This window comes from Rhizobacter sp. P2_H3, from assembly GCF_056403355.1.
The window spans coordinates 1-21,051 of sequence record NZ_JBFUFQ010000017.1; the positions used below are offsets into that span (position 1 = coordinate 1).

Genomic DNA, 21,051 nt, shown 5'->3' on the forward strand with positions numbered 1-21,051 from the left:
GGCCAGGCAGTGGCACGGCCGATGGCGCGCGGCGATGCGCCCATGCCGTCCAGCTGCAGCCGGAGCGAATGCGCCAGCCGCGGCATGTCGATCACCACCAGCGCGGTGCCGCACCAACTGCAGTGGTCGTCGCCGGCCGACGCGGCGCCGCCGCAGTTCAGGCAGTGCAGCGCGTGCTTCTCCTGCGCCAGCGCCTGCCGCTCGGCGACGCCCAGCGGGCGCACCAGCCCGCGTTCTGCCAGCAGGCCGCTGTGGCTGTGCAGGTGGCCGTGGCGGCGCGGGCACTCCAGCGCGGCGAACAGGCCGAAGCGCGACCGGTTCTGCACCTGCTTCAGCGTTGCGGCACAGCGCGGGCAGGCCGGGTGCGCGGCCTGCGCCTCGGCCAGCGGGCGGCCCGTGCCGGCCTCCATCTCGCGCAGCAGGCGCACCCAGCCGAAGCTGTCGAGCTGCACCGACTCGAACTCGTCGAACCACACGAGGCGGCAGTCGGGGCAATGCTCCACCGTGACCGGCAGTCCCTTGTGCGACGACAGCGACAGCACGCGCATCGGCGCGCTGCAGCGTGGGCAGGCGATGCGTCGGGCCACGCGCGGATCGGGGGTCTTGGCGGGAGTGTTCACGGCGGTGGCTTCAGCGCAGTGTCGCGATCGCGCGCGCCGCCAGCCGCCCGGCGCTGACCACCTGCGGGTGCGGATGCAGCGTGCACAGCTCGGCGATCGGGCCGAGCGCGCGCGTCGGCCGCTTCTCGATCTCCGCCGCGACGGCCTCGCCGAGGAAGAAGTCGGGGTCGGTGACGAGCCGGCGCAGCAGGGCCGTGTCGGTCAGGTCCAGCGACGGCACCAGGGCCATCACGACATCGTGGCCCGCGTGGCCGCCGATCAGCTCGCCGATCCAGCGCGACAGGCCGGCCTGGTCGGCCGCGACCGGCGAGCAGGCCGGGTGCAGTTCGCTGAGCCAGGTCTGCTGCCGCTTCGCGTCGTCGGCGGCCGCGAGGAAATCGGCCAGCGACGCGTAGACGATGCGCGAGTCGTCGTCATGGGCCAGGTAGAACACGCTGCCCCGCAGCGGCGAGCGGCTGGCGTAGACGTGGTGGTTGCTGGTCTCGGGGTCGTCGAGCACGATGCCGCCGAGCGCGGCGACGATCGGGTGGTACGTGAGCAAGCCGGTCCACTCGGTGGCCTGCGCGCGGTCGAGCAGGTTGAGCTCGACATCGAGCCGGCCGGCGTAGTCGCCGACGGCGATGCGGGCGAACCAGGGATCGAGTTCTGCAGGAAGGCTCATGTCCCCAAAGTATCGGCCCAGATGTTGCGCGCCCACGCGCCGGCATAGGCGCCCTCGGCCTCGTTGCGCTGCGCCGACACGCCGCCGGCGCCCGCCACCGGCTTGAAGGTCGACTCCGCCGCGACGTACTCGTGCACGCTCGCGACGTGGATCGCGTTCGTCTCGTCGACGAAGCTGTAGCAGGTGTTGGTCAGCATCGGGTGCTCGTTGACCGCGACGCCCGACAGCTGCGCGACGATCGCCGCGGCCGCCACCTTGGCATGCGCATTCGCCATGTGCGCGCTCTTCGGCATGCCGGGGGCGATCTGGATCGCGTCGCCGAGCACGTGCACGTCCTGCGCGGCCGTCGAGCCGAAATCGATGAAGTTCACGCGGCACCAGCGGTTCACCGCATTGGCCAGCCCGCTCTTCACCGCGAGCGCGCCGGCGCGCATCGGCGGCAGCACGTTCAGCACGTCGGCGCGCACGGCATCCTGCAGCTCGATGCGCAGCGTGCCCGCCGCCGCGTCGACGCCGATCACCTTGTGCTGCGGCCGGTACTCGACGATGCCCGGGTACAGGTCGCGCCACGCGGCCTTGAAGAGCGCGGGCTTCGAGACGACGTCGGGGTTGGCGTCGAGGATCAGCAGCTTCGAGCGCGGCTTGGCGCGCCGGAAATACGCTGCCACCACGCAGGCGCGCTCGTACGGCCCGGGCGGGCAGCGGTACGGCGACTCGGGGATCGTGATCGCGAACACGCCGCCGTCGGGCATCGCCTCGAGCTGCCGGCGCAGCGCGAGCGTCTCGGGCCCGGCCTTCCAGGCCTGCAGCACGCGGCCGTCGTCGTGCGCACGGCGCAGGCCCTCGACCTCGTCGAACATCAGCTCGATGCCGGGCGACAGCACCAGCTTGTCGTAGCCGATCGCCGCGCCGGAGGCGAGCGTCACCTGGCGGCGCCCGGCGTCGATCGCGGTGGCCTCGTCGCGCACCCAGCGCACGCCGTGGCGTGACGTGAGCGCGTCGTACGACAGCGTCAGTTCGTCGAGCGTGCGCGTGCCGCCCAGCACCAGGTTGGAGCCGGGGCAGGACACGAAGCGCGGCTGCGGCTCGATCATCACGACCTCGATGCGCTGTTGCGACAGCAGCCGCACGTAGCGCGCCGCGGTGGCGCCGCCGAAGCCGCCGCCGATCACCACCACCTGCGCACGCGCCGGCACGGCGGCCGGTGCCGCGCAACCGGCGACGAGYCCGAACGCGCCGGCCGTCGCCAGCAGGTCACGGCGCTTCATCGGGCCTGCGCGGCGAACCAGCCGGCCAGTTGCGAGAGTTGCGCCGGCGTGTAGCCCTTGGCGATCTGCGGCATCACGGTGCCGGGGCGGCTGCCATCGCGAAATCCGATGAGGCGTGCCAGCAGGTCGTCGCGCTCGCGCCCGCCCAGGCCGACGATCGCGCTGCCCGGTGCCCGGCGGCCGTCGGTGCCATGGCAGGCGGCACAGGTGGCGGCCAGCGAACGCAGCGCGAGCTCGTCGGCCGACAGCGCGGCCGAAGGGGCGGCCGCGGCGCTGCCGGCGACGGTCAACAGGGCCAGCGCGAACGCCAACCAGAGAGAGGGCTGCAAGGTCATGCGGGTGTCTCCTTGCACAGAATCCTACGGTTTTCGTCCCCTATGCGCAGCAGGGGCTTCGGCAGTGGTCGCTCTTGAGAGATGCTCCGTCGCCAACCCAGGAGAGACCGATGCCCCGACTTCACGTCAATGGAAGCGTCCGCGAGTTCGAAGCCGAGCCCGACACGCCGCTGCTGTGGGTGCTGCGCGAGCAGCTGGAGCTGACCGGCACCAAGTACGGCTGCGGCATCGCGCAGTGCGGGGCCTGCACGGTGCACCTCGACGGCGTGCCCACGCGCAGCTGCGTGCGGCCGGCCTCGACGGTGGGGCCGGAGGAGAAGATCGTGACGATCGAGGGCCTGTCGGCGAACGCCTCGCACCCGATCCAGAAGGCCTGGGCCGCGCTCGACGTGCCGCAGTGCGGCTACTGCCAGTCCGGGATGATCATGGCGGCCGCCGCGCTGCTGAAGGCCAAGCCGAGGCCGACCGATGCCGACATCGACGACGCGATGACCAACATCTGCCGCTGCGGCACCTACAACCGGGTGCGCGCGGCGATCAAGGCAGCAGCGCATGGCGGCGATCCGAAGCAGGCGGGCCTGAACATCGTGCACATCGACGGGGGCAAGGCATGAACGCGCCGGTGCTGTCGCGGCGCGGTTTCCTGGCTGGTTCGGCGGCGACCGGCCTGGTCGTCGCATTCCACATCCCGTTCGCCGACGAGGCTGCTGCGCAGGCCGCGACGCCCGCTGCCGCCACGCCGGAGATCAACGCCTGGGTCGTCGTGCAACCCGACGAGACGGTCGTGATCCGCATCGCCCGCTCGGAGATGGGCCAGGGCTCGCTGACCGGCCTCGCGCAGCTGGTGGCCGAGGAGCTCGACTGCGACTGGTCGCGCGTGAAGACCGAGTACCCGACGCCCGGCCAGAGCCTGGCGCGCAAGCGCGTCTGGGGCAACTTCTCGACCGGCGGCAGCCGCGGCATCCGCGAATCGCACGACTACGTGCGCAAGGGCGGTGCGATCGCCCGCACGATGCTCGTGCAGGCCGCCGCCGACGGCTGGCAGGTGCCGGCGGCGCAGTGCCAGGTCGACAAGGGCGTGATCACGCATGCGGCGAGCGGCCGCAAGACCACCTACGGCAAGGTCGCGCTGGCAGCCGCGCAGCTCACGCCGCCCACCGACGTGGCGCTGAAGGACCCGAAGGACTGGAAGCTCGCCGGCAAGCGCCTCGCGCGGCTGGACACGCGCGGCAAGCTCGACGGCTCGCAGGTCTACGGCTCCGACCTGAAGCTGCCCGGCATGCTGAACGCGGCGATCCGCGACTGCCCGGTGTTCGGCGGCAAGCTCGCGAGCTTCGATGCGGCGGCCATCGCGAACCGGCCCGGCGTGAAGAAGGTGCTGCGCGTCGGTGACAGCGCGGTGGCCGTCGTCGCCGACACCTGGTGGCGCGCGAAGTCCGCACTCGAGGCGCTGCCGGTGGTGTGGGACGAAGGCCCGAACGCGAAGATCGGCAGCGCCGAGATCGCCGCGACGCTGAAGGCCGGCCTCGATGCGCCGGAGGCGGCGGTCGGCAATTCGAACGGCGATGCGCGGGCCGCGCTGGCCTCGGCCGCGCGCGTCGTCGAGGCGGTCTACAGCTACCCGTTCCAGAACCACGCGACGATGGAGACGATGAACGCGACCGCGAAGTTCACGCCCGCGTCCGACGGCATGCCGGCGCGCTGCGAGGTCTGGACGCCGACGCAGAACGGCGAGGCGGCGCACGCGGCGGCGGTCGAGGCGTCCGGCCTGCCGGCCGCGCAGTGCGAGGTCTACAAGCTGCTGCTCGGCGGCGGCTTCGGCCGGCGCGGCGCGGTGCACGACTGGGTGCACCAGGCGGTCGCGATCGCGAAGGAAATGCCCGGCACGCCGGTCAAGCTGATCTGGTCGCGCGAGGAGGACATGACGCACGGCCGCTACCACCCGATCACGCAGTGCAAGCTGCGCGCCGGCTTCGATGCGGCCGGCAACCTGACGGCGCTGCACATGCGGATCTCCGGGCAGTCGATCCTGGCCGGCGTGTTCCCGCAGAACATCCGCGACGGCAAGGACCCGGTGGTGTTCCAGGGCCTGAACGCGCCCGGCCCCGAGGCGTCGATCGGCTACAGCGTGCCGAACCTGCTGATCGACCATGCGATGCGCAACCCGCACGTGCCGCCGGGTTTCTGGCGCGGCGTGAACCTGAACCAGAACACGATCTACCTCGAGTGCTTCATTGACGAGCTCGCGCTGGCGGCCAGGCAGGACCCGCTCGCGTTCCGCCGCAAGCTGATGAGCCAGCATCCGAAGCACCTGGCGGTGCTGAACGCGGCGGCCGAACGCGCCGGCTGGGGCAAGCCGGCGCCGAAGGGCGTGTTCCGCGGGATCGCGCAGACGATGGGCTTCGGCAGCTACGTTGCCGCGGTGGCCGAGGTGTCGGTCGACAAGGACGGCAAGCTGAAGGTGCACCGCATCGTCGCGGCCACCGACCCCGGGCACGCCGTCAACCCGCAGCAGATCGAGGCGCAGGTCGAGGGATCGTTCGTCTACGGGCTGTCGGCCGCGCTGTACGGCGGCTGCACCGTGAAGGACGGGCGAATCGAGCAGACCAACTTCGACACCTACCCGGTGCTGCATCTCGACGAGATGCCCAAGGTGGAGACGGTGGTGATGCCGTCGGGGGGCTTCTGGGGCGGGGTCGGCGAGCCGACGATCGCGGTCGCGGCGCCGGCGCTGCTGAACGCGATCTTCGCGGCCACCGGGCAGCGCATCCGCGAGCTGCCGTTGAAGAACCACTCGCTGAAGAAGGCCTGATGCGGGCGATGGCGATGGGCTCAGTGGCGGCAGTGATGGTGGCATGTGCATCGCCGGTGCCGCGCGATGCGCTGCCGCAGCCGCTGACGCCGGTGCCCGGCGACGCGGCGCGCGGGCGTGCGATCGTCGCGAGCCGGCAGGCGGGCCTGTGCCTGCTGTGCCACCCGGCGCCGATCCCCGAGGAGCGCTTCCAGGGCAACCTCGCCCCCGACCTGGCCGGTGCCGGCGCGCGCTGGTCGGCCGCGCAGCTGCGGTTGCGCGTCGTCGATGCGCGCCGGCTGAACCCGCAGACGATCATGCCGCCGTACCACGACATCGGCGGCCTGCAGCGTGTCGGCGCGGCATGGCAGGGGCGGCCGGTGCTCGATGCGCAGCAGGTCGAGGACGTCGTGGCCTGGCTGGTGACGCTGCAGTGAACACCGCACTGCAGCGCCGCGAACTGTTGCAGTTCGGCCTCGCCGCCGGCGGCCTGCTGCTGGTGCGGCCGGCGCGCGCGACCAGCTTCGAGATGCAGTCGGCGATTGCGGACTATGCGTCCGGCGCACCGGTGAAGCCGGGCAAGGTGAAGTTCGACATCCCGCCGCTGGTCGAGAACGGCAACGGCGTGCCGATCACCCTCAGCGTCGACAGCCCGATGACGGCGGCCGAGCACGTCACCGGCATCGCGGTGTTCAACGAGCGCAATCCGCAGCGCGACGTGGTGCGCTTCACGCTGGGGCCGCGCGCCGGCCGCGCAGTGGTGTCGACGCGGATCCGGCTCGCGACCTCGCAGCAGCTGGTGGCGGTGGCGCGGCTGAGCGACGGCACGTTCTGGTCGCAGGGCGTCGACGTGCTGGTCACGCTGGCCGCCTGCCTGGAGTGAACGCGCGATGGCCCGCACGCTGATCACCGCACCGGCCACCGCGAAGCGCGGCGAGGTGATCGAGCTGCGCACCCTGATCGCGCACCCGATGGAGACCGGTTTCCGGCCGGGCGCCGACGGCCTGCTGCTGCCGCGCAACCTGATCACGCGCTTCAGCTGCCGCTACAACGACGAGCTGGTGTTCAGCGCCGACCTGCATGCGGCGATGGCGGCCAACCCGTACATCGCGTTCTTCACCACCGCGACCGTGAGCGGCACGCTGAGCTTCCGCTGGGAGGGCGACCACGGCTTCTCCCAGACCGAGACGGTGGCGATCAGCGTGAGCTGAGCGATGCGGCGCGCGCTGGGGCTGGTCCTGCTGGTGGTGACGATGGCGTCCGCGCAGGAGATGCGCCGCTCGGGCTTCGACGACATGAGCCCGTCGACGCAGGCGATGCAGCGCGACGATGCGCAGAACCCGGCGATGCTGTGGGTCCAGGACGGCGCGGCGCTGTGGGCGCGTGCGCCGTCGCCATCGGCCTCGGCCTGCGCGGGCTGCCACGGCGACGCGCGCGCATCGATGCGTGGCGTGGCGGCGCGCTACCCGGCGTATGACGAGGCCCTCGCGCGGCCGATCGACCTGGCGATGCGCATCAACCGGTGCCGCGAGACGCGACAGGGCGCGTCGCGGCTCGCACCCGACAACCAGGAACTGCTCGGGCTCGAAAGCTACATCGCGCTGCAGTCGCGTGGGGTGCCGATCGAGCCGCCTGCCGATGCGCGGCTGCTGCCGTGGCGCGAGCGCGGCGAGGCGCTGTACCGCGAACGCATCGGCCAGCTGAACCTGTCGTGCGCGCAATGCCATGACGAGCGGGCAGGCCAGCGACTGGGCGGCGGCCTGATCCCGCAGGGCCATGCGAACGGCTACCCGCTGTACCGACTCGAATGGCAGGGCGTCGGGTCGCTGCTGCGGCGCATCCGCAACTGCATGACCGGCGTGCGTGCGCAGCCGCTGCCGGCGGAATCGCCGGAGTTCACCGCGCTCGCGCTCTACCTGGCGTGGCGCGACCGCGGGATGGCGATGGAGTCGCCCGCGGTGCGCCCCTGATCGCTCAGCGCGCCGTGTTGCGCAGTGACGCGACCAACGCGATCAGCGCCATCACGACCAGCAGCCCGCCGTAGCCGAGCGTCGTGGCGTGCAGGCCGAACAGGCCGGTGCCGAGGCCGGCGATGATGGCCGGCACGCTGAACGCCAGGTAGCTCAGTGCGAAGAAGCCTGCCATCAGCCCGGCGCGCTCGTGCGGCGCCGCCAGCGGCACCAGGCTGCGCACCGCGCCGTTGAAGCCGGCGCCGAAGCCGAGTCCGGCCACCAGCGTGCCGCCGAAGAACGCGAGGCCCGAGCCGGCATGCACGCCGATCAGCGTCGACGACAGGCCGATCACCAGCGCCAGCGCGCTGCCGGCCAGCACCGCGGGCGCTGGGCGCAGGCGCACCCAGCCGATCGCTGCGGCGCCCGCCAGCACCAGCGTCGCGATCAGCGCGCCGCCGGTCGTGGGTGCGGTGGTCCCGGTGACCAGCTTCGCGAGCGTCGGCCCGAGCGACAGATAGAAGCCGCCGAGCGCCCAGCTCGCGGTGTTGAGCGGCAGGATGCGCCACAGCGTGGCACGCGCAGCCGGCGGGATCGCGATGCGCGGACGCAGCGATTGCCAGACACCCGGCCGGCGTGTCACCGTGTCGGGCAGGAACAGCGCGGCCAGCGTCTGCAGCGCGAGGATCGCCAGCAGCACGTCGAACACCAGGTGCATCGGCGCCGGCGCGAACTGCACCAGCGCGCTCGCACCGAGTGCGCCGACGGCCATGCCGAACATCGGCGCGACGCTGTTGAACAGCGCACCGCGCGCCGGGCTCAGGTCGAGCAGCGTCGCGCTCAGCGCGCTGGTGGCGATGCCGGTCGCGAAGCCTTGCACGATGCGCGCCGCGAGCAGCCAGCCGGCCGAATCGGCAGACCAGAACAGCACGATCGACAGCAACTCGATCAGCAGCGACGCGAGGATCACGGTGCGCCGGCCGAGGTGGTCGGACAGCGCGCCGAACACCAGCAGCGCTGCGAGCAGTGCGAAGGCGTAGCTGGAGAAGATCACCGTCAGCGCCAGCGGGCTGAAGCCCCAGGCCTCGCGGTACAGCGCGTACAGCGGAGACGGCGCGCTGGAGGCGGCGAGAAAGCTGACGACCAGCGAGACCGTCAGCCACAGCGAGGCGGTGGTGCCGAGGCGCAGTCCGGGCGCGCGAAGGGCGGCGGGCGCGGTGGCGAGTGCGGGCGTGGTCATGTCGGCTCCTTCAGCTAACGCAAAATATTTGCGTTAGCGGATTCTGAACCCATTCCTGAGCTAAAGCAAATACTTTGCGTTAGCATGGTTTCATGACTGCAACCACCACCCCGCGGCCGGGCGGCCGCAGCGCCCGCGTCCAGGCGGCCGTCCACCGCGCCACGCGCGAGCTGATCGAGCTGCACGGGCGCGCCGAACTGACCGTGCCGATGATCGCGGCGCGTGCCGAGGTCACCCCGTCGACGATCTACCGCCGCTGGGGCGATCTCGGCGAGTTGCTGGCCGATGTGTCGGTCGAGCGGATGAAGCCCGATTCGGAACCGGCCGACACCGGCTCGGTCGCCGGCGACCTGGTCGCGTGGGCGCAGCAGTTCCATGAGGAGATGTCGTCGCCGATCGGGCTGGCGATGATGAAGGACGTGCTGTCGACCGAGGCCCATGGCGAAGGCACCGCGCCGTGCCAGTGCGCGCAGTTCACTGCGGCGCAGATCGCCCTCATCTTCGAGCGCGGCGTGGCGCGCGGCGAACCGGTGCCCGAGGTGCAGCGGGCGATGGACGTGGTGGTCGCGCCGATCATCTACCGTGCGCTGTGGGGGCCGGTGCCGGCCTCGTCGGCGCTGGTGGAACGCTGGGTCGCCGAGTGCCTGGACGGGGCCGGCGCGCGCTGAGCCCTGCCCGTGCGACTCAGCGGCCGGCGTCGGGCTCGCTGCGCCAGACCGGCAAGGCCTGCTCGAACGGGGTGGCGGCCGTACCGAACACGGCCGGGTCCTGGGCGCGCTTCAACCAGGCGCGCGTGTCGTGGTGGGCGCCGGGCAGCGGCTGGTCGGCGCGGAATGCCTCGAACCAGGCGTGCACCGCGCGGTAGCGCTCGGGGTGCTGCGCGCGCGTCCACGCGAGCCCGACCAGGTCGGCGAAACCTTCTTCCCAGCGCGTCGCGCGCATGTCGCGCTCCAGGTCGGCCAGCGGGGTCGTGCCGGCGTCGAGCGCGTCGGTGAAGCCGGCCACCGGCGGTGTGTGCCATGCGCCTTGCACGTAGCGCCAGCAGTGGCCGAGCTCGTGGGCGGTCATCGCCTCGACGACGGTGTCGCGCAGCTCGGCAGGGATCTTCTCCAGCGTGGATTCGGCCTCGGGGTTGCCGCGCATCGTCAGCACCAGCTTGCAGCGGCCGTCGACATAGCCCATCGCGATCGGCGGCTCGCCGCCCTGCGCCACCGGCTGGGCGACGATGTCCAGCGGCAGGCCCTGCGCCCGAGCGTAGGTGATCACCGGCCAGGCGGCCTGCATCCAGCGGGTCTCCAGCGGCGTCAGCGCCGCGGCACCGGCCTGCAACGGGATGTTGGTCACCAAGACGAAGCCCAGCGCCAGAACGACATCGACAACACGCTTCCACATGGCTTCCCATTGAACCGGGAACAGCCGCCATCGTGGGGTCGATCAAGGCCGGGAAAGCGCGCCAGTTTGCACGCCGCGGCGGAATTTGCTCAGTCGTCGGTGTCCGGGGAGGGCGTCACGCCGGCGCCCGGCGGGGGCGGCGCGGCGACACGGTAGCTCTCGCTGGCCCAGGCGCCGAAGTCGACGTTCTTGCAGCGCTCGCTGCAGAACGGCCGATAGGGGTTGTCGCTCGCGTAGAGGCTGTCGCCGGCGCAGGTCGGGCAGCGCACGATGCGGGGCTTGGCGGGGGCATTCATGCGCACAAGGTCAGTTCGAAGGTGGTGTCGATCGCCGCGGGCTTCAGCCGGCCCTCGGCATCCTGCTTCATCAGCCGCACCATCACCATCAGGCGGTGGCCGCTGATCTCGGGCACCAGCTGGCGGCTGCCGTTGTCGATGCGCACCCGCAGCAGCTGGTAGACGCGGCCGGCCGGCAGGCTCTGYTGGTACTGGCCGCCCTGCGTGACGACCTTGTGCGGCACGCCTGCATCGCGCAGCAGCCCGAGCAGCACGCTCAGGGCTTCAGCCAGCGGCGTCAGCGTCGCGATCCAGCCCGACAGGTCGGCGCGCCGGCTCGCGGCGTCATGCTGCTGCCACGCGTAGTAGGCCGGCAGGTCGAACTCGCAGGTGCCACCGGGAATGCTGATGCGGCTGCGGATGCTCATCAGCCACTCGTTGGCCGTCAGCACATGGCCGGCCTTGCCGGGCAGCTGGTTCAGTCCGTTGAACGCATGGTCGACGCGTGCCATCACCTCGAGCAGCGCCCCTTCGGAGATCGCCGGGTTGCCGCGGTAGCTCTGCAGCAGCGCCCGCTGGCGCTCGAGCTCCTTCAGCAGGTCGGACTTCAGGTCGGCGCGCGATGCGACGTCCATGATCTCGAACATCGTCGCCAGCGCGTAGTGGTGGTCCACGGCTTCATCGCGCGGCAGCAGGCGCCCGAGGCGGTCGAACAGGTGTTCGAGCCGGAGCATCGTGCGGATGCTCTCGTTGAACGGGTATTCGTACAGGACCAAAACGGCGGCTTTCCGGGCGATCAATGTGACAACGTGACGCCGGATTGTTCCACAGGGTGGCACTTCATCGCGATGTGATCCATCGTGATTCGATCCAGCTGGACCAGAGACTGCGGACTTCGGCTGCAAGTTCCGCCAGGCTCAGGTTCTCGTTGAAGATCACCGCATCGGCAGCGGCACGGCGCGCCTCGCGGCTGGCCTGCTGGTCGATCACGGCCTGCACCGTGGCCACGGCCCAGCCGGATCGGCGCGTGACGCGCGCGATTTGCGTCGCGGCAGGGCAGTCGACCACCAGCACGCGGTCGACCCGCGCCCGCCAGCGTCCGGATTCCACCAGCAGCGGCACGTCGAAGACCCGGGGGCGATCGCCTGCGGCGGCGGCCTGGCGATCGCACTCGATCCCGATCAGCGGATGCAGGATGGCTTCGAGCTGCGACTTCGCGGCGGGGTCGGCGAACACGACCTGGCGCATGCGGGCGCGGTCGAGGCCGCCGTCGGCGCCGATCGCCGCGGCACCGAACTGGTCGCGCAAGGCATCGATCGCCGCGCCGCCCGGTGCTGCCAGCGAACGGGCGATGGCATCGGTGTCGATCACCGCCGCGCCCTGGTCGGCGAGCATGCCCGCGACGGTGCTCTTGCCGCTGCCGATGCCGCCGGTCAGGCCGATGCGCAGCGCGGCCATGCGGTGGCTCCGGCGATCAGGCCCAGCCGAGCCAGCCGAGCACGCGCGCGTGGCCCGCGAGCAGCACGACGATGCCGCCGCCGGCGAGGAACGGGCCGAAGGGCACGTAGCGCCCCTCGCGCAGCGAACTCATCGCCTTCATGCCGATGCCGACCACCGCGCCGATCACCGAGGCACCCAGCACGATCGGCAACACCATCTGCCAGCCCAGCCAGGCGCCCAGCGCCGCGAGCAGCTTGAAGTCACCGAAGCCCATGCCCTCCTTGCCGGTGGTCAGCTTGAAGAGCCAGTAGACGGACCACAGCGACAGGTAGCCGGCGACCGCACCCCACAGCGCCTGCGGCAGCGGGATCGTCCAGCCGAGCGCGCTGGCCACCAGGCCGGCCCACAGCAGCGGCAGCGTCAGGTTGTCGGGCAGCAGCGTGGTGTCCCAATCGATGCCGGCCAGCGCGATCAGCACCGCCACCATGCCGCACCACAGCACGGCGACCGGCTGCGCGCCGAAGCGCCATCCGATGGCGGCGAACAGCACGCCGGTCAGGATCTCGACGAACGGGTAGCGCGCCGAGATGCGCGTCTTGCAGGCCGAACAGCGCCCGCGCAGCCACAACCAGCTCAGCACGGGAATGTTCTCGTACCAGGTGATCATGTGGCCGCACGACGGGCAGCGCGAGCGCGGCTTCGACAGCGTGATCGGCTCGGGGACGTCGATCTTGACGCCGAGCATCTCGGCGCTTTCGATCTTCCAGCCACGCTCCAGTGCCATCGGCAGGCGATGGATCACGACGTTCAGGAAGCTGCCGATGCACAGGCCGAAGACGGCCAGTGCAGCGGGGGTCAGGAAGATTTCAAGCAGGTCCTTGTCCATCTGGGCCGGTCACACCACCTGGCCGATCTTGAAGATGGGCAGGTACATCGACACGACGATGCCGCCGATCAGGACGCCCAGGATCACGATGATGAACGGTTCCATCAGGCTCGACAGGCCCTTCACGGCCTCGTCGACCTCGTCCTCGTAGAACTCGGCCGACTTGCCGAGCATGCCGTCGAGCGAGCCGGATTCTTCACCGATGGCGCACATCTGCAGCACCATCGTCGGGAAGATGCCGGTGGTCGACATCGAGGTCGTCAGGCTGGCGCCGGTCGACACGTCCTTCTGGATCTGTTCGGTGGCTTCCTTGAAGACGGCATTGCCGGAGGCGCCACCGACCGAGTCGAGCGCTTCGACGAGCGGCACGCCGGCGGCGAACATGGTCGACAGCGTGCGGGTCCAGCGGGCGACCGCCGACTTGTAGACCAGGTCACCGAACACCGGAACCTTCAGCAGCAGCCGGTCCATCGCTTTCTGCATCTTCTCGGAGCGCTTCCAGGACTCCAGGAAGAAGTAGGTGCCGCCGCCCAGGAAACCGAAGATCGCCCACCAGTAGCTGACGAAGAACTTCGACAGCGCGATCACCACCAGCGTGGGTGCGGGGAGGTCGGCGCCGAACGACTTGAACACTTCCTCGAAGGCCGGGATCACGAAGATCATGATGACCGCGATGACGACGAAGGCGACGACCAGCACGGCCACCGGGTACATCAGCGCCGACTTGATCTTGTTCTTGATGGCCATCGTCTTTTCTTGATAGATGGCCAGTCGATCAAGCAGTGCTTCCAGGATACCGCCGGCTTCACCGGCCTCCACCAGGTTGCAGTACAGCGCGTCGAAATACAAAGGGTGCTTGCGGAAAGCCGACGACAGGCTGGTACCCGTCTCGACGTCGGTGCGGATGTCGGTCAGCAGCTTGGTCAGGCGGGGATTGGCGCTGCCGCGCGCGACGATGTCGAAGGCCTGCAGCAGCGGCACGCCGGCGCGCATCATCGTCGCCAGCTGGCGCGTGAAGATCGCGATGTCCTTCTGCTTGATCGAGCGGCCGCCGCCCATGCGGCGCTTCTTGACCTTGTTGACCAGGATCCCCTGGCGGCGCAGGCTGGCGCTGACCACGGCTTCGCCGCCCGCGCGCATCTCGCCTCGAACGATCTTGCCGTTCTTGTCCTTGCCTTCCCACTCGAAGACGAATTCCCGGATGTTGCTTTTCGCCGCAGTTGCAGTTGCCATGGTGCCTGCGAGAACACTCAGGTCCTCGTCCCGTTGAATAGTTGTTCGACACGTGCCGCGAACGGCACGGATTGCATCAGTCGTTGGTAGCGGAGATGACCTCTTCCAGCGTCGTGAACCCGGCCCGGACCTTGACCAGGCCAGATTGCCGCAGGCTGCGGACGCCTTCCTTGGTGGCCTGGTCCGCGATGTCCATCGCCGTTCCTTCGGCCAGGATGATGCGCTGAATGTCTTCGCTGATGGGCATCACTTGGTAAATGCCGACACGACCTTTGTAGCCGTTGCTGCAGGCGGAACATCCGACGGCCCGGTACGGCTTCCAGGTGCCGTCGATGTCCTTTTCGGTGAAACCGGCCTTCAGCATCGCTTCACGCGGGTAGTCGGCGGGCGCCTTGCACACCTCGCACAGGCGTCGTGCAAGTCGCTGCGCGGTGATCAGCAACACGCTGGATGCGATGTTGAACGGCGCCACGCCCATGTTCAGCAGGCGGGTCAGGGTGGTCGGTGCGTCGTTCGTGTGCAGCGTCGACATCACCATGTGGCCCGTCTGCGCCGCCTTGATCGCGATGTCGGCAGTCTCCAGGTCGCGGATCTCGCCGACCATGATCACGTCCGGATCCTGGCGCAGGAACGACTTCAAAGCCGCCGAGAAGGTGAGCCCGGCCTTGTCGTTGACGTTGACCTGGTTGATGCCGGGGAGGTTGATTTCCGCGGGGTCCTCGACGGTCGAGATGTTGACGCCCGGCTGGTTCAGGATGTTCAGGCAGGTGTAGAGCGACACGGTCTTGCCGCTGCCGGTCGGGCCGGTCACGAGGACCATCCCATAGGGGCGGCTGATGCACTTCAGCAGGCGGTCCTTCTCGATCTTCTCGTAGCCGAGGGCCTCGATGCCGAGCTTGGCGCTGGACGGATCGAGAATCCGGATCACGATCTTCTCGCCGAACAGCGTGGGCAAGGTGCTGACCCGGAAGTCGATCGCCTTGTTGCCGAACTTCAGCTTCATCCGGCCGTCTTGCGGGACGCGCTTCTCGGAGATGTCGAGCCGCGAGATCACCTTGATGCGCGACGCGAGCTTTTCCTTGATCGCGATCGGCGGCTGCGTGATTTCACGCAACTCGCCGTCGACGCGGAAACGCACGCGGTAGTGGTATTCGTAGGGCTCGAAGTGCAGGTCGGAGGCGCGGGCGTTGATCGCGTCGATCAGCATCTTCTGCAGGAAGCGCACGACCGGGGCGTCCTCGACGTCGGTCGTGACCTCCTGGCTTTCCGGGGCAGCCGTGGTGTCTTCGTCGGTGACGTCGAACTCGAACTCGCCGCCGACGATGTTCTCGAGCGACTCGGTCGCGCTGGCGCCGCTGCTCTCGAGGATCTTCGCCAGCTTGTCGTGCTCGACGATGATCCATTCCGGCGACAGCTGCGTCGCGAACTTGATGCGTTCAGCGGCTTCCTGGTCGGTCGGGTCGGCGCCGCCGATGAACAGGCGATTGCCGCGCTTGCCCAGCACCAGCACCTGGTACTGAACGGTCAACTTGGCGTCGATGACGTTCTTCGGCAGCTTCTGGGGGTCGACCGCATTCAGGTCGAGCAACGGCAGCGCGAGTGCCGTGGCCAGGGTGTGTGCCAGATCGGAAGGAGAGACTGCACCGGCGGCGATGACAGATGCAACGAAGCTGGCTTTCTTGTCCTTCGAGGACTTGACCAGATCTTCAGCGGTCTTCGCATTCAGCTTGCCTGCATGCACCAGGACCCGGGCAACGCCGGAGAGTGCAGATTGGGGGGCTTCGGCAAGAGTGTCCACAGGCAGGTTTCGTGCAAAAAAACAAGTCGACGATCGAACGATGATCGCCGATTCAAGTGGCACTGTAAACCGAAGCCGGCCCGGGAGCGGTCAAGAAGTCACGCCAAGCAGCCTGATCGCGTGCAACAGATTGCGTCAGGGTGACTGCGACTGAGGGCCGGGCTGATGAACAACGACAGCGAGGACTGCCGGAAAACTGGTCGGGGTGAGAGGATTCGAACCTCCGGCCTCTACGTCCCGAACGTAGCGCTCTACCAGGCTAAGCTACACCCCGATCTTCGGTGCGAACCCGCGAGCATCGCGAGGCACCTGATGACAAACAAGCCGCAGTGTTCTGATTCGGGGGTCTCAGAACGACCTGTCTATCGATCGAAAACACAATTCTAGCAGAGCTTCGCGGTGTTTCGAGTCGGGCAGCGACAAGAGACTCGTGCGTGCCTTGTCAGCCTCGTCGCGCGCGGCTTGCCGCGTGGCGTCCAGCGCACCGGTGAGGCGGACGATTTCGACGATTTCCGCCAGGCGATCCACCTCGCCGTGCTCGATCGCATGGCGCACCACGGCGCGTTGCTCCGTGCTGCCGCGTTCCATCGCCAGCAGCAGCGGCAGCGTCGGCTTTCCTTCGCGCAGATCGTCGCCGACGTTCTTGCCCAGCTGCTCGGTCGCGCCCTCATAGTCGAGCAGATCGTCAACCAGCTGGAAGGCCGTCCCGAGCGCTCGACCGTAGCTCGCGCAGGCCTCTTCGAGGTGCGGCGGCGCATCTGACAGCACTGCACCGAGCCTCGCGCTGGCCTCGAACAGCTTGGCCGTCTTGAACCGGATGACCCTCAGGTAGTCGTCGACTGCGATGTCCGGGTCGTGCATGTTCATCAATTGCAGCACCTCGCCCTCGGCGATCACGTTCGTCGCGTCGGCCAGGACTTCGAGCACCCGCATGCGGTTGACCGACACCATCATCTGGAAGGCGCGCGAATAGAGGAAGTCGCCGACGAGCACGCTGGCAGCGTTGCCGAACAACGCATTGGCGGTTGTCCGGCCGCGGCGAAGCTCCGATTCATCGACGACATCGTCGTGCAGCAGCGTTGCCGTGTGGATGAACTCGACGATCGCGGCCAGCTCAAACCGCTCCGGCCCCCGAAAGCCCAGCGCGTTGGCAAACAGCAACACCAGCATCGGGCGAATGCGCTTCCCACCGGCGCTGATGATGTAGTTGGAAATCTGGTTGATCAGCGCGACGTCGGAGGACAGGCGTTGCCGGATCACCTGATCGACCTCGCTCATTTCCGGTGCCATGAGTTGCGCCATGTCGGGCGCGGGACTGGTGGGATGCGTGGTGGAGGTCTGCACGGAAGGCTCGGGTGGTTGCGCGAAATTATAGGAAGCAGGCGCGCGCGATCGATTCGTGCAGGATTGCCCGCTCGGTGAATGCCTCGTCGCTGGCGTCGGGCTTTCCCAGGCTTGGCTGCGCGTGATAGACTCGCGGGCTCTGCATTTCCTGCAGGGTTCGCCCATGGGTGCCGTCCATCGAGTAGATCGAGAGCCGAGGCCCTGGCGGAATTCATCGAAAGGGCTGATATGTACGCGGTCATAAAAACCGGTGGCAAACAATACAAGGTTGCTGCAGGCGAAAAGATCAAGATAGAACAGATTGCTGCGGATGTTGGCCAAGAGATCACGATCGACCAGGTGCTCGCTGTCGGAAACGGCGCGGATCTGAAAGTCGGGACTCCCTTGGTTGCGGGCGCAAGCGTGAAGGCCACCGTGGTGGCGCAGGGCAGGCACGACAAGGTGCGCATCTTCAAGATGCGTCGTCGCAAGCACTACCAGAAGCGGCAAGGTCACCGCCAGAACTTCACCGAGATCGAGATCAGCGCGGTCGCCGCCTGATCGGCTGTCCCAAGCTTCCAGGAGTTAAACCATGGCACAGAAAAAGGGCGGCGGTTCCACACGGAACGGCCGCGATTCCCAACCGAAGATGCTCGGCGTCAAGGCCTTTGGCGGCCAACAGATTCCGGCCGGTTCGATCATCGTCCGCCAGCGCGGCACGAAGTTCCATGCCGGTCAGAACGTCGGCATCGGCAAGGACCACACGCTGTTCGCACTGGTCGATGGTGAAGTCAGCTTCGCCATCAAGGGCCCGCGCAACCGCCAGACGGTCAGCGTCAAGACGGCAGCGTGAGCTGCGGCTGCCTCGCGCAGCCGGCGTTGATCCCGAGCCCCGGTCACCCGGGGCTTTTGTTTTTTCCGGTCGCCGGACGACCGGTGGCCTACCATGCAGCCTCTGGCGGCGCGGTGGCCTGTGGGCGAGATCATGAAATTCGTAGACGAAGCGACCATCGATGTGGCGGCAGGCAATGGCGGCAATGGCTGCATGAGCTTTCGCCGCGAGAAGTTCATTCCGTTCGGTGGACCGAACGGGGGTGATGGCGGGCGCGGCGGCAGCGTCTTCGCCGTCGGCGATCGCAACCTGAACACGCTGATCGATTTCCGCTACGCACGCCGGCACGAGGCCCGCAGCGGCGAGAACGGTCGCGGGTCCGACCAGTACGGCGCCGCTGCCGAAGACATCGTGCTGCGCATGCCGATGGGCACGATCATCAGCGACACCGAAAGCGGCCAGGTGCTGGCCGAGTTGCTGGTGCCGGACGAGAAGGTGTTGCTGGTCAAGGGCGGCGACGGCGGCTTCGGCAACCTGCACTTCAAGACCAGCACCAACCGCGCACCGCGCCAGAAGACGCCCGGCTGGCCCGGCGAGCAGAAGAAGCTGAAGCTCGAACTGCGCGTGCTGGCCGACGTCGGCCTGCTCGGCATGCCGAACGCCGGCAAGTCGACGCTGATCGCCGCGATCTCGAATGCCAAACCGAAGATCGCCGACTACCCGTTCACGACGCTGCACCCGAACCTGGGTGTGGTTCGCGTGGCGCCGGAGCAGAGCTTCGTCGTGGCCGACATCCCCGGCCTGATCGAGGGCGCGGCCGAAGGTGCCGGCCTCGGCCACTACTTCCTGCGCCACCTGCAGCGCACCCACCTGCTGCTGCACCTGGTCGACATGGCGCCGTTCGACGAGGCGGTCGACCCGGTCGCGCAGGCGAAGGCCATCGTCACCGAGCTGAAGAAATACGACCAGTCGCTGCATGACAAGGCGCGCTGGCTCGTCCTCAACAAGCTCGACATGGTGCCGCTCGAAGAGCGCGAGAAGCGCGTGAAGGATTTCGTCAAGCGCTTCAAGTGGAAGGGCCCGGTGTTCCAGATTTCCGCGTTGACGCGTGAAGGTTGCGAGCACCTGGTGCATGCGATCTACAAGCATGTGGCGGCCCTGAAGAACGTCGTGCCGGACGATCCCGATCCCCGCTTCGACGCGCCCGTGCAAGACCAGGGGTCCCCTGCTGCCGCCCACGAGTGACGACCATGAGTGACGCGCTGAAGAACGCCCGCCGCATCGTCGTCAAGGTCGGCTCCAGCCTCGTGACCAACGAAGGCCGGGGCGTCGATGCCGAAGCGGTCGGTAACTGGTGCCGGCAGATGGCGCACATCGCGGGCCAGGGGCGCGAGATCGTGATGGTCTCGAGCGGCGCGATCGCCGAGGGCATGAAGCGCCTCGGCTGGGCGACCCGGCCGAAGGCGGTGCACGAACTGCAGGCCGCGGCCGCGGTCGGGCAGATGGGGCTGGCGCAGATCTACGAGACCCAGCTGCGTGCCTACGGCATGGGCAGCGCGCAGGTGCTGCTCACGCACGCCGACCTGGCCGACCGGGAGCGCTACCTGAATGCGCGCTCGACCCTGCTGACCTTGCTGCGCATGCGCGTCGTGCCGGTCATCAACGAGAACGACACCGTCGTCAACGACGAGATCAAGTTCGGCGACAACGACACGCTGGGCGCGCTGGTGGCCAACCTCATCGAGGCGGACGCGCTGGTGATCCTCACCGACCAGAAGGGCCTGTACTCGGCCGATCCGCGCAAGGACGAATCAGCCACCTTCATCCACGAGGCGCAGGCCGGCACCCCGGAGCTGGAGCGCATGGCGGGCGGTGCCGGTTCGAGCCTCGGCCGCGGCGGCATGATCACCAAGATCCTGGCCGCCAAGCGGGCCGCGCGCAGCGGCGCCTCCACCGTCATCGCCTGGGGCCGCGAGCCCGACGTTCTGGTGCGCCTGACCCAGGGCGAGGCGATCGGCACCGCGCTCAATGCGCCGACGCAGAAGATGGCGGCCCGCAAGCAGTGGATGGCCGACCACCTGCAGCTGCGCGGCGCCGTCGTGATCGACGATGGTGCGGTCGCGAAGTTGCGTGACGAGGGCAAGAGCCTGTTGCCGATCGGGATGATCGAGGTGCACGGCGAGTTCGCGCGTGGCGACGTGATCGCGGTGCGCTCGGGCTCGGGCCTCGAGGTCGCGCGCGGCCTGGCGAACTATTCGAGCTCCGAGGCGCGCCTGATCGCGCGCAAGCCGTCGAGCGAGTTTGAGCGCTTGCTCGGCTTCACCGGCGAATCGGAGATGATCCACCGCGACAACCTGGTGCTCGGCTGAGGGAAGGGGCCCTCAGCCCTTCGGGTCGCCCGGTTCGTCGTCGAACGCCTGCGGCTCGGTGGCCGGCCTCGACTCCTCGAAGCCATCGTCCCGGTGGTGCGGGCGCATGCCCGAGCGAAGGTAGCGGTTGTGGTGGTTCCCGCGCGGCAGGAAGCGGGCGAGTTCGGTCAGCGCCATCTGGTAGACATCGCGCTTGAACTCGATCACCACTTCGAGCGGCACCCAGTACTCGTTCCAGCGCCAGGCATCGAACTCGGGGTGATCGGTCGCGCGCAGGTTCATGTCGGTGTCGCGCCCGGTCAGCTGCAGCAGGAACCAGATCTGCTTCTGGCCGCGGTAGTGGCCGCGCGCGTCGCGGCGGATGAAATGGTCGGGCACTTCATAGCGCAGCCAGTCGCGCGTGCGCGCGATGATCCGAACATGATCCTGCGTCAGCCCCACCTCCTCGTGAAGCTCGCGGAACATCGCCTGCTCAGGCGTTTCACCGTATTTGATGCCCCCTTGCGGGAACTGCCAGGAGTGGGTCCGGATCCGTTTGCCCCAGAAAACCTGGTTCTTCGTATTGAGCAGGATGATGCCGACGTTGGGTCTGAACCCTTCTCGGTCGAGCATAATCAACCTCAAATTCCTTAGTTGAAT

General features: G+C 68.6%; 26 protein-coding genes and 1 tRNA gene. 11 read left to right on the top strand and 16 right to left on the bottom strand.

Annotated features, from left to right (window positions below):
* The 4 genes from AC1D1T_RS05510 to AC1D1T_RS05525 form a co-directional block, all read right to left on the bottom strand.
* A partial coding sequence (locus tag AC1D1T_RS05510; protein ID WP_477991572.1) for a TFIIB-type zinc ribbon-containing protein occupies positions 1-620 on the bottom strand: 620 nt, incomplete at its 3' end.
* A 10-nt stretch (positions 621-630) separates the two neighbouring features.
* Complete coding sequence (locus AC1D1T_RS05515) at positions 631-1,281, bottom strand: hypothetical protein (RefSeq protein WP_477843275.1); 651 nt, start codon at positions 1,279-1,281, stop codon at positions 631-633.
* Positions 1,278-2,549, bottom strand: coding sequence for an NAD(P)/FAD-dependent oxidoreductase (locus AC1D1T_RS05520; protein WP_477827197.1), 1,272 nt, complete (start codon positions 2,547-2,549; stop codon positions 1,278-1,280). Before AC1D1T_RS05520 ends, AC1D1T_RS05515 begins: the two co-directional genes overlap by 4 nt.
* Positions 2,546-2,884 (bottom strand): c-type cytochrome, encoded by a 339-nt coding sequence (locus AC1D1T_RS05525; protein ID WP_477827196.1) that lies wholly within the window; start codon positions 2,882-2,884, stop codon positions 2,546-2,548. Before AC1D1T_RS05525 ends, AC1D1T_RS05520 begins: the two co-directional genes overlap by 4 nt.
* 110 nt (positions 2,885-2,994) lie before the next feature.
* Between AC1D1T_RS05525 and AC1D1T_RS05530 the strand changes: the two genes are divergently transcribed.
* The 6 genes from AC1D1T_RS05530 to soxA are packed head-to-tail and all read left to right on the top strand — an operon-like array spanning position 2,995 to position 7,645.
* On the top strand, positions 2,995-3,498 hold the full coding sequence (locus tag AC1D1T_RS05530) for a (2Fe-2S)-binding protein (protein WP_477843272.1): 504 nt from the start codon (positions 2,995-2,997) through the stop codon (positions 3,496-3,498).
* The gene (locus AC1D1T_RS05535) at positions 3,495-5,696 is read left to right on the top strand and encodes a xanthine dehydrogenase family protein molybdopterin-binding subunit (RefSeq protein ID WP_477991574.1); all 2,202 of its coding nucleotides are present in this window, start codon (positions 3,495-3,497) and stop codon (positions 5,694-5,696) included. Before AC1D1T_RS05530 ends, AC1D1T_RS05535 begins: the two co-directional genes overlap by 4 nt.
* Positions 5,696-6,112 (top strand): sulfur oxidation c-type cytochrome SoxX, encoded by a 417-nt coding sequence (gene soxX, locus AC1D1T_RS05540; RefSeq protein ID WP_047500119.1) that lies wholly within the window; start codon positions 5,696-5,698, stop codon positions 6,110-6,112. Before AC1D1T_RS05535 ends, soxX begins: the two co-directional genes overlap by 1 nt.
* Positions 6,109-6,558: a SoxY-related AACIE arm protein gene (locus AC1D1T_RS05545; protein ID WP_477827040.1), complete on the top strand. Its 450-nt coding sequence runs from the start codon at positions 6,109-6,111 to the stop codon at positions 6,556-6,558. The genes soxX and AC1D1T_RS05545 overlap by 4 nt, the downstream gene beginning before the upstream one ends.
* Before the next feature lie 7 nt (positions 6,559-6,565).
* Entirely contained in the window at positions 6,566-6,886 is a 321-nt protein-coding gene (gene soxZ / locus AC1D1T_RS05550; RefSeq protein WP_477827039.1) for a thiosulfate oxidation carrier complex protein SoxZ, read from the top strand.
* A gap of 3 nt (positions 6,887-6,889) precedes the next feature.
* On the top strand, positions 6,890-7,645 hold the full coding sequence (gene soxA / locus AC1D1T_RS05555; protein ID WP_477827038.1) for a sulfur oxidation c-type cytochrome SoxA: 756 nt from the start codon (positions 6,890-6,892) through the stop codon (positions 7,643-7,645).
* Between the two features lie 4 nt (positions 7,646-7,649).
* Here the strand turns inward: soxA and AC1D1T_RS05560 are convergent, their stop codons facing one another.
* Positions 7,650-8,864 (bottom strand): MFS transporter, encoded by a 1,215-nt coding sequence (locus AC1D1T_RS05560; RefSeq protein WP_477991576.1) that lies wholly within the window; start codon positions 8,862-8,864, stop codon positions 7,650-7,652.
* A 92-nt stretch (positions 8,865-8,956) separates the two neighbouring features.
* On the opposite strand from AC1D1T_RS05560, the gene AC1D1T_RS05565 reads away from it, so the two are divergent.
* A complete protein-coding gene (locus tag AC1D1T_RS05565; protein ID WP_465110908.1) occupies positions 8,957-9,532 on the top strand; it encodes a TetR/AcrR family transcriptional regulator in 576 nt (191 codons plus the stop codon).
* Positions 9,533-9,548: 16 nt separating this feature from the next.
* Here the strand turns inward: AC1D1T_RS05565 and AC1D1T_RS05570 are convergent, their stop codons facing one another.
* The 10 genes from AC1D1T_RS05570 to AC1D1T_RS05615 all read right to left on the bottom strand — a co-directional run bounded on the left by AC1D1T_RS05570 (position 9,549) and on the right by AC1D1T_RS05615 (position 17,410).
* Positions 9,549-10,256 carry a hypothetical protein gene (locus AC1D1T_RS05570; protein WP_477825519.1) on the bottom strand — a complete coding sequence of 236 codons (708 nt, stop codon included), beginning with the start codon at positions 10,254-10,256 and terminating at the stop codon, positions 9,549-9,551.
* 89 nt (positions 10,257-10,345) lie between these two features.
* Positions 10,346-10,552 (bottom strand): DNA gyrase inhibitor YacG, encoded by a 207-nt coding sequence (locus AC1D1T_RS05575; protein WP_047500129.1) that lies wholly within the window; start codon positions 10,550-10,552, stop codon positions 10,346-10,348.
* Positions 10,549-11,307 (bottom strand): cell division protein ZapD, encoded by a 759-nt coding sequence (gene zapD / locus AC1D1T_RS05580; RefSeq protein ID WP_047500131.1) that lies wholly within the window; start codon positions 11,305-11,307, stop codon positions 10,549-10,551. Before zapD ends, AC1D1T_RS05575 begins: the two co-directional genes overlap by 4 nt.
* A gap of 64 nt (positions 11,308-11,371) precedes the next feature.
* Complete coding sequence (coaE, locus tag AC1D1T_RS05585; RefSeq protein WP_465110909.1) at positions 11,372-11,989, bottom strand: dephospho-CoA kinase; 618 nt, start codon at positions 11,987-11,989, stop codon at positions 11,372-11,374.
* Between the two features lie 16 nt (positions 11,990-12,005).
* Positions 12,006-12,857 carry a prepilin peptidase gene (locus AC1D1T_RS05590; protein WP_477825522.1) on the bottom strand — a complete coding sequence of 284 codons (852 nt, stop codon included), beginning with the start codon at positions 12,855-12,857 and terminating at the stop codon, positions 12,006-12,008.
* A 9-nt stretch (positions 12,858-12,866) separates the two neighbouring features.
* Positions 12,867-14,090: a type II secretion system F family protein gene (locus tag AC1D1T_RS05595; protein WP_047500138.1), complete on the bottom strand. Its 1,224-nt coding sequence runs from the start codon at positions 14,088-14,090 to the stop codon at positions 12,867-12,869.
* 76 nt (positions 14,091-14,166) lie between these two features.
* Entirely contained in the window at positions 14,167-15,894 is a 1,728-nt protein-coding gene (pilB, locus tag AC1D1T_RS05600; protein WP_047500994.1) for a type IV-A pilus assembly ATPase PilB, read from the bottom strand.
* 191 nt (positions 15,895-16,085) lie between these two features.
* A tRNA-Pro gene (locus AC1D1T_RS05605) sits at positions 16,086-16,162 on the bottom strand.
* Positions 16,163-16,236: 74 nt separating this feature from the next.
* Positions 16,237-17,178, bottom strand: coding sequence for an octaprenyl diphosphate synthase (ispB, locus tag AC1D1T_RS05610; RefSeq protein ID WP_052211279.1), 942 nt, complete (start codon positions 17,176-17,178; stop codon positions 16,237-16,239).
* A gap of 79 nt (positions 17,179-17,257) precedes the next feature.
* Positions 17,258-17,410 (bottom strand): hypothetical protein, encoded by a 153-nt coding sequence (locus AC1D1T_RS05615; protein ID WP_465110912.1) that lies wholly within the window; start codon positions 17,408-17,410, stop codon positions 17,258-17,260.
* Positions 17,411-17,460: 50 nt separating this feature from the next.
* Here AC1D1T_RS05615 and rplU point away from each other — a divergent pair, with 50 nt between their 5' ends.
* The 4 genes from rplU to proB all read left to right on the top strand — a co-directional run bounded on the left by rplU (position 17,461) and on the right by proB (position 20,412).
* A complete protein-coding gene (gene rplU / locus AC1D1T_RS05620; RefSeq protein WP_047500142.1) occupies positions 17,461-17,772 on the top strand; it encodes a 50S ribosomal protein L21 in 312 nt (103 codons plus the stop codon).
* Positions 17,773-17,803: 31 nt separating this feature from the next.
* Positions 17,804-18,064, top strand: coding sequence for a 50S ribosomal protein L27 (gene rpmA, locus AC1D1T_RS05625; protein WP_047500144.1), 261 nt, complete (start codon positions 17,804-17,806; stop codon positions 18,062-18,064).
* A 132-nt stretch (positions 18,065-18,196) separates the two neighbouring features.
* On the top strand, positions 18,197-19,288 hold the full coding sequence (gene cgtA / locus AC1D1T_RS05630; protein WP_047500996.1) for an Obg family GTPase CgtA: 1,092 nt from the start codon (positions 18,197-18,199) through the stop codon (positions 19,286-19,288).
* A 5-nt stretch (positions 19,289-19,293) separates the two neighbouring features.
* Entirely contained in the window at positions 19,294-20,412 is a 1,119-nt protein-coding gene (gene proB / locus AC1D1T_RS05635) for a glutamate 5-kinase (protein ID WP_477828641.1), read from the top strand.
* A gap of 12 nt (positions 20,413-20,424) precedes the next feature.
* Here the strand turns inward: proB and AC1D1T_RS05640 are convergent, their stop codons facing one another.
* Positions 20,425-21,024 (bottom strand): RNA pyrophosphohydrolase, encoded by a 600-nt coding sequence (locus tag AC1D1T_RS05640; RefSeq protein ID WP_047500147.1) that lies wholly within the window; start codon positions 21,022-21,024, stop codon positions 20,425-20,427.
* Positions 21,025-21,051 lie beyond the last annotated feature (27 nt).